This window comes from Cupriavidus sp. 21MJTG02-4 (genome assembly GCF_057798975.1).
Map to the genome: position 1 here is coordinate 321831 of NZ_JBYOJP010000007.1, position 7468 is coordinate 329298.

The 7468-nt window shown below is 68.1% G+C and carries 6 protein-coding genes; 1 reads left to right on the plus strand and 5 read right to left on the minus strand.

The window, feature by feature from the left end:
* The 3 genes from AC3FKH_RS17065 to czcI all read right to left on the minus strand — a co-directional run bounded on the left by AC3FKH_RS17065 (nucleotide 1) and on the right by czcI (nucleotide 3063).
* Nucleotides 1-1224, minus strand: coding sequence for an efflux RND transporter periplasmic adaptor subunit (locus AC3FKH_RS17065; protein ID WP_488677039.1), 1224 nt, complete (start codon nucleotides 1222-1224; stop codon nucleotides 1-3).
* A 20-nt stretch (nucleotides 1225-1244) separates the two neighbouring features.
* Nucleotides 1245-2522: a TolC family protein gene (locus AC3FKH_RS17070; RefSeq protein WP_488677040.1), complete on the minus strand. Its 1278-nt coding sequence runs from the start codon at nucleotides 2520-2522 to the stop codon at nucleotides 1245-1247.
* 172 nt (nucleotides 2523-2694) lie between these two features.
* Entirely contained in the window at nucleotides 2695-3063 is a 369-nt protein-coding gene (gene czcI / locus AC3FKH_RS17075) for a cation efflux protein, CzcI family (protein ID WP_488677041.1), read from the minus strand.
* A 149-nt stretch (nucleotides 3064-3212) separates the two neighbouring features.
* On the opposite strand from czcI, the gene AC3FKH_RS17080 reads away from it, so the two are divergent.
* Nucleotides 3213-5585: a heavy metal translocating P-type ATPase gene (locus AC3FKH_RS17080; protein WP_488677042.1), complete on the plus strand. Its 2373-nt coding sequence runs from the start codon at nucleotides 3213-3215 to the stop codon at nucleotides 5583-5585.
* A 490-nt stretch (nucleotides 5586-6075) separates the two neighbouring features.
* Here AC3FKH_RS17080 and AC3FKH_RS17085 read toward each other — a convergent pair whose 3' ends face one another.
* Nucleotides 6076-6975, minus strand: coding sequence for a polysaccharide deacetylase family protein (locus AC3FKH_RS17085; protein ID WP_488677043.1), 900 nt, complete (start codon nucleotides 6973-6975; stop codon nucleotides 6076-6078).
* Nucleotides 6976-6985: 10 nt separating this feature from the next.
* A partial coding sequence (locus AC3FKH_RS17090) for an NAD-dependent epimerase/dehydratase family protein (RefSeq protein ID WP_488677044.1) occupies nucleotides 6986-7468 on the minus strand: 483 nt, incomplete at its 5' end.

Below are 7468 nucleotides of genomic sequence, written 5' to 3' on the forward strand. Positions count from 1 at the left end.
TCAGTGGGCGTGCTCGGCGCCGGCCTTGCCCTGCTCGGCCTTCAGCACGAAGCTGTTGCGCGCCACGTAGCGGGCGCCGGGCTGCAGGCCCTGCACGATCTCGATGCGCTTGCCGTCGCTGCGCCCCGTGGTGACCTGTCGCGCTTCAAAGCCGCCGGGCACCTCGACATAGACCATTGGCTGGCGGCCTTCGGTCTGCACGGCTTCGCTCTCCACGACGACCGGGACTTCCGTTTCCTGTCCGGCCACGCTGACGGTAACGAACAGGCCGGGGCGCCACGCCATGTCGGGATTCGACAGCGTTACACGTGCGGTGGCAGTGCGCGTCTGCTGCCCGAGCAGCGAGCCCACGTAGGACACGGTGCCGGCGGCGGTGCCATCAAATGCGGTGGAGGCGATGCTGACCTTTTCGCCGAGCCGTACCTGGCTCAGGTCCTTGGGCGCGATCACGAACTCCGCCCACACCGTGGCCAGGTCGGAGATCGTAAAGACGGTGGTGTCAGCCGCGACCGCTTCGCCAAGCGCCAGGTGTTTCTCCACGACGATGCCGTCGAACGGCGCGCGCAACTCGAACTGGTTGAGCGCGGCCGACGCCGGCCGCGCACCGATGGCGGTGAGCTTCTGGGTGGCGTTGTGCACGGCGATCTCGGCTTCCTGCAGCGCGGTCCGCGCGGCCAGGAAGTCCTGTTCGGCCGAGATCTTCTCTTCCCACAAGCGCTTTTCGCGCGCGTATGTCGTGCGGGCGAGTTCCATTCGCTTCTGCGCGGCCAACAGTTCGCTGCGCTGGTCGGAAAGCTGCGTGCTGGCCAGCACGGCCAGCAGGTCTCCCTTCTTCACACGCTGGCCCAGCACGGCGGGCACGGCTTCAGCCACCCCCGCCACGCGTGGCACGACGTGGGCGGTGCGGTCTTCATTGAAGCGGATCTCGCCGGGAAACTGCGCGGCGGCCTGCACGCGGCCGGGGCCGGCGGTGCGCAGTTCCAGCCCGGCATTGCGGATTTGTTCGGGCGTCATCGCGATACGTTCGGCGTCGTGCGAGGCGGCGGCGGGTGCGGAGGCGCCGTCTTTACCCTGCGGCTTCGCTGCCTGCTCGCTATGGTCGTGGCCGGTTTCATCGTGGCCATCGCCAGTGCTGCGTCCGGTGAACAGCAGGGCGGCGCCGGCCAGCACGCCGGCCCCGATGATCGCGGCGATGGCGTTGCGTTGGGTCTTGGTGATTGCCATGGGAATCCTTGGTGGGCCGCTCAGCGGCCGAGCATGCGGTCGATAGCGGTGGCGGCCTGGTAGGTGGCGGCCACGGCGCCGAGATAGCGCACGCGTGCCTGCAGCAGCGTGCGCTGGGCGTCCAGCACTTCGAGATAGGCGAACTTGCCCGCTTCGAATCCTTGCGCCGCCGCCTGGTAGGCGCGCTGCGCGGCCGGCAGCACGGTCTGGCGCAAGGTCAGCGCGCTGTTGCGCGACAACGCCAGCTGGCTCGATGCCTGGCGCAGGTCGCTGGCCAGCCGCACGCGCGTGGCGCGGCTTTCGTCGGCGGCCTTGTCGGCCTGGCGGATGGCGGTGTACAGGTTGCCCTGGTTGCGGTCGAACAGCGGCAAAGGCAGCGAGACGCCAAGCACGGGGTAGTAGCCGCGGTCCGACGCATTCTCGCGCTTGGCGCCGACGCTCACGGTCACGTCCGGATACTGCCGGCTGCGCTCGACGTTGACGATCGCCTGGCGCCGCGCCATCTCGCTCTGGCTGGCGCGCATGGCGGGCGCGGCATCGAGTGTTTCCTCGAGGGCGTTCGGCAGTGGCCGCGATGGCAGGGCCTCCAGGTCGCCGCTTGCCGAAGCGAATGCCGGCGCCTGGCTGCCCCACTGCGCCGCCAGTTGCTGGCGCGAGGTTTCCAGCGTGGCGCGGGCCTCGGCCAGCTCCAGTTCGGCATTGGCCTGTTCGACTTCCGCACGCGTCTGCTCCACGGGCGAGACCTTGCCCGCGGCCACGCGCCGCGCCGCGGCCTGCGTCCCGCGCGTGGCAATGCCCAGCGAGCTCTCGGCCAGGCCGACGCGCTCCTGCGCCACCAGCACCTGGAAGAAGGCGCCGATCACCGCGGCGCGCAGGTCGGCCTCGGCGCTGCTCAGTTGCGCGGTGGCCAGTTCGCGGGCCTTCTGCGCGGCGTCGATGCGGGCCGAGCGCTTGCCGCCCAGCTCGATCGGCAGGCTCACCTGGGCGGTGGTGGTGCGCGACGCGCTGCGCGTGTCTTCCATTTCGTAGCCGATGACCGGGTTCGGGATGGTGCTTGCCTGCGTGATGCCGCCTTCGGTGGCGTCAAGCTCACGGTGGGCGGCGGAAAGGGCTGGGTTGCGGGCGGTGGCCAGCGCCAGCGCGGCGTTCAGCGTCAGGATGCCCTGCGGTTCCGTGTCGGGTGGCTCTGCGGAGCGCTGGAATTGAGTTGCGGGCGGCATTGCCGCATCGGTGGCGGCATGCGCAACGGGGCCAAGCAATGCGGCAGCCAGCCCCAGCGGTATCACTACATGTTTCATCGGGTATCACCAGATCGAAGCCAGGGAACACCGGCGCGATACCGTCACGCGCGCGCATGCGCACGCTGACGGCGGTCACGCCGCGAGATCCGTCGATCCGGGATGCCGGCCCTGCGCGGTCAGCGCAGATGTGGCAAAGGCAGAGGATGGGCCGTGGCCCCGAACCGGCGGATTACGCCAGTCGCAGCCACTGGGGCCGATCCGGTTCGCGCGCGGGTACCGACCCGTAGTTCACGGGCTGCACGCGGTAGCGAACGGTAATGAAGTGGTAGGACACAGGCTGTGTCGCAGCCGGCACCATGACGTGCGAGCCGGCGAAATGGCATATCGCACAATCGGCATCGGGCAGTTTGGTGCTGGTCTTGCCGTGGGCGCCGGCCTCATGCTCATGCGTGTGATGGCCGAAATGCCAGGCCGGCGCAGCGCCGGTCTCCAGCTGTCGCTGCTGCTCGCGCCCATGCTCGCAGAATGCGGCCGCGCTCGCCCAGGTGAACTGGAGCGGCAGCACGATGGTGAACAGGAGGATCAGCAGGCGGCGCATGGCCGCGATTATAGCGGCGCACCGCGACCCTCTGGCAAGCGCAGGCAGCGTCACCCTGACGCGGATGAGGTCTCCTCGACGCCATGCTTGACTCTGTAGCCGCTACAGGGTCTTCAATGACATCAGGTCAAACCAGCGGGAAAGAAGAAATGGCTCGCACGACACCTGAAGACGCCTTGCCACACGAACACACGCGCAGCAAAACGGACGCTGGCCATGATCACGGGCACATCCATGAGCATCATGGCCACGATCACGATCACGATCACGATCATGGCCATCAGCACGGGCATGATCACCACGACCACGACCACGCGCCGCAACCGGCAGCGTGTTGTGGTGGCGGCTGCGGCACGGCGATCAGCGTCGCGCCCGTGGTGCCCACGGCGATTCCGTCCGGCGCGCGCTCGGCCAGCTACCGGATCGACGCGATGGACTGTCCGACCGAGGAAACGCTGATCCGCAACAAGCTCGGCGGCATGGCGGGCGTGGCGGCGCTCGATTTCAACCTGATGCAGCGCGTGCTGACCGTGCATCACACGATGGCCTCGACCGATCCCGTGGTGAAGGCGATCGCGAGCCTCGGCATGAAGGCGGAGCCGCTGGTCTCGGAGCAGGCCGCGCCGTTGCCCGCCGCGGAGCACAAGCCGTGGTGGCCGCTGGCACTGGCCGGCGTGGCCGCAGTCGGGGCCGAGGCCACCGAATGGCTGGGACTCTGGGATCCGTGGTTGCCGGCGCTGCTGGCCATTGCTGCCGTGGCGCTGGGCGGGCTGACCACCTACCGCAAGGGCTGGATCGCGCTGCGCAATGCCAACCTGAATATCAACGCGCTGATGAGCATTGCCGTGACCGGCGCGCTGGTTCTGCGCGAATGGCCGGAAGCGGCGATGGTCATGGTGCTGTTCGCGCTGGCCGAACGCATCGAGGCCGCGTCGCTGGACCGCGCGCGCAATGCCATTCGCGGCCTGATGGCGATGGCGCCCGAGCAGGCCACCGTGCGCCAGGCGGATGGCAGCTGGGCTGCCGTGCCGGCGGCCGGCGTGGTCGTAGGGGCGCTGGTGAGGCTGCGCCCCGGCGAACGCGTCGCGCTGGACGGGCGCGTGGTGCGCGGCCAGTCCGCGCTGGACCAGGCGCCGATCACCGGTGAGAGCGTGCCGGTCGACAAGGCCGCCGGCGACGCGCTGTTCGCGGGCTCCATCAACCAGTCCGGCGAGATCGAGTACGAAGTCACCGCGCCCGCCGACGATTCCACGCTGGCCCGCATCATCCACGCCGTGGAAGCCGCGCAGGCCAGCCGCGCGCCGACGCAGCGCTTTGTCGACCGGTTCGCGCGCATCTACACGCCGACCGTGTTTGCCATCGCGCTGGCCGTGGCGGTGGTGCCGCCGCTGGCGATGGGCGCGCCGTGGGTGGAATGGATCTACAAGGCGCTGGTGCTGCTGGTGATCGCCTGCCCGTGCGCGCTCGTGATCTCCACGCCCGTGACCATCGTCAGCGGCCTGGCGGCCGCGGCGCGGCGCGGCATCCTGATCAAGGGAGGGGTCTATCTGGAGCAGGGCAAGGACCTGTCCTGGGTGGCGCTCGACAAGACCGGCACCATCACGCACGGCAAGCCCGCGCAGACCGATTACGCGATGCTCGTCGACGGGGCGCCGCAGGCGCGCGCGATTGCCGCGAGCCTGGCCGCGCGATCGGATCACCCCGTGTCGAAGGCCGTGGCCGCGGCGGCACAGGCGGATGGCATTGCCTTGCTGGAGGTGACGGATTTCGAGGCGCTGGCCGGACGTGGCACCCGCGGCCGTATCGATGGCAATGACTACTGCCTGGGCAACCACCGGCTGATCCACGACATGGGCGCGTGCTCGCCCGAACTGGAGGCGCGGCTCGAAGCGCTGGAGCGGCAGGGCAAGACCGTTGTGCTGCTGGCGCGCCTGGGCAAGGACGGCGCGGCGGTGGCGCAGGCCATGTTCGCGGTGGCCGACACCGTGCGCGAGACCAGCCGCCAGGCCATTGCCGAGCTGCACGCGCTGGGCGTGAAGACCATCATGCTGTCCGGCGACAACCCGCATACGGCGCAGGCCATCGGTACACAGGTCGGCATCGACGAGGCATGCGGGAATCAGTTGCCGCAGGACAAGGCGGATGCCATTGCCACGCTGGCTGCCGATACGCATGCGGCACGCGGCAAGGTCGGGATGGTTGGTGACGGCATCAACGACGCGCCGGCCCTGGCGCGGGCCGATATCGGCTTCGCCATGGGCGCGGCCGGCACCGATACCGCGATCGAAACTGCCGACGTGGCGCTGATGGATGACGACCTGCGCAAGATCCCTGCGTTCGTGCGGCTGTCGCGGCGCACGTCGCGCATCCTGTGGCAGAACATCACGCTGGCGCTGGGCATCAAGGTGGTGTTCCTTGCGCTGACCGTGGCGGGGATGGGAACGATGTGGATGGCGGTGTTTGCCGATATGGGGGCGAGTTTGCTGGTGGTGTTCAATGGGCTGCGGCTGGCGCGGCGGTAAGGGGGGCGTGGGCCGCCTACGGCTGCGCTGCGCGCACTCGGTAAAAACCGAGGGAAGAGATGAGAACAGAAGAGGAGAAGCGGAAGCACCAGCATCTGCGCCGTTGATGCCCCTGACCAACTGACTACTGAGCCGCGTAGCAGCCGAAGGCGATGATGCGATAACGCGGGCAGTGTCGGGCCACGGACAGGTTCGGGGCTGGTTCAATCATTGCCGGAGAGCCTGCACGCGGACGCGCTCCACGCGGCAGGCAGCGCGGCAGACTCTGAAGCGAATACCCGTACGAAATTCTTCGCACGCTACGATCAATATTCGCCCGTTAGGGCAAGTAAACGCGTTTTTTGGTTACTTTTTGTCGCTCGGACAAAAAGTAACTCGCCGGCTACGCCGGCGAAACAGCGGCGCCTGCCAAGGGCGACAACCGATCAATCGCTACAGAGCCCCGCCGGACCGTTAAGCACGACACCCTTTCCGGCGAAGAGCCAAATCCCTAGGGCTGGATGATCAGCTCGCCGCTACGCCCTTCGATAGCACCCCACGTCACCGGAAGTTCCGGCAAGGTTGCGTGATCGATGTACCGGTAGCAGGTAGCCATCGACACCAGCTCATGCCCCTGCGCCCGCCAGCCCTGCAGCAGCCGGCGAAACACCGGCGCGAGCTTGCCGCCTTCCAGTTCGGTATGCAGCGTGAAGACATGATCGCGCATGCCGCCCGCGCCTTCCGTCAAACGCAGCACGGCCTCATGGACATTGTCCTCGGTCAGGCCATCGACGCCGATCATTTCATCGAGCGTCGGCAGCGTGGTCGGCATCTGCACATGGCGGCAGGCGACCCCGCCGATAGTCGGGATGTACGGCGCCGTGCCACGCCCGTCCGATGCATAGGCCATGCCCCAGTCGTCGATCTGCCGGAACGCCTCGTCGTTCATCTGCCAGCCGGCCGCACCGTGCGTGGGCGGGGCTTCGCCGAAGATCTCGGCATAGCGGTCGAACGCGTTCTGCATCTGGCGGCGCGTCCAGGCCGGGTCGCGCTCGCGCACGTTGTCCTGCCAGTAGACGTGGTCCCAGGTATGGATGCCGCATTCGTGGCCGGCCGTGCGCGCCGCGCGCATTTCGGCGGCCGCCTTGCGGCCGATGTCCGGCCCCGGCAGCAGTACGCCATACATCAGCGTGCGCAGGCCGTAGTTGGACACCACCGAGGTGCGCGACACCTTCTTCAGGAACCCCGGCCGGAATACGCGGCGCAGCGCCCAGCCGGTGTGGTCCGGGCCCAGGCTGTACAGGAAGGTGGCCTGTGCCTGCACCGCATCGAGCATGGACAGCAGCGCCGGCACGCCTTCGCGCGTGCCGCGCAGCGTGTCGACGTCGACCTTGAGGGCGATTCTGGCCATGGGTCCCGGCTCAGTTGGCGCCGTCGACGAGGGTGCGCGCTTCCACCACCTTGTCGCGGTACGCTTCGAAGATCCGGCGCAGCGCCTGCTCCATCGTCACCTCGGGCTTCCAGCCCAGTTCCTGCATGGTGTTGTCGATCTTCGGCACGCGGTGCTGCACGTCCTGGTAGCCCTTGCCGTAGAAGTCGCCCGACGAGGTCTCGACGATCTGCGTCTTGCGGGCCTCTTCGGCGTACTCCGGGTAGTCGGCGGCCATCTTCAGCATCATCTCGGCCAGCTCGCGCACCGAGTGGATGTTGGACGGGTTGCCGATGTTGAAGATCTTGCCGCTGGCGACGCCGTCCTTGTTCTCGATGATGTGCATCAGCGCCGAGATACCGTCCGAGATATCGGCAAATGCGCGCTGCTGCGCACCGCCGTCAACGAGCTTGATCGGTTCGCCGCGCACGATATGGCCCAGGAACTGCGTGACCACGCGCGAGGAGCCTTCCTT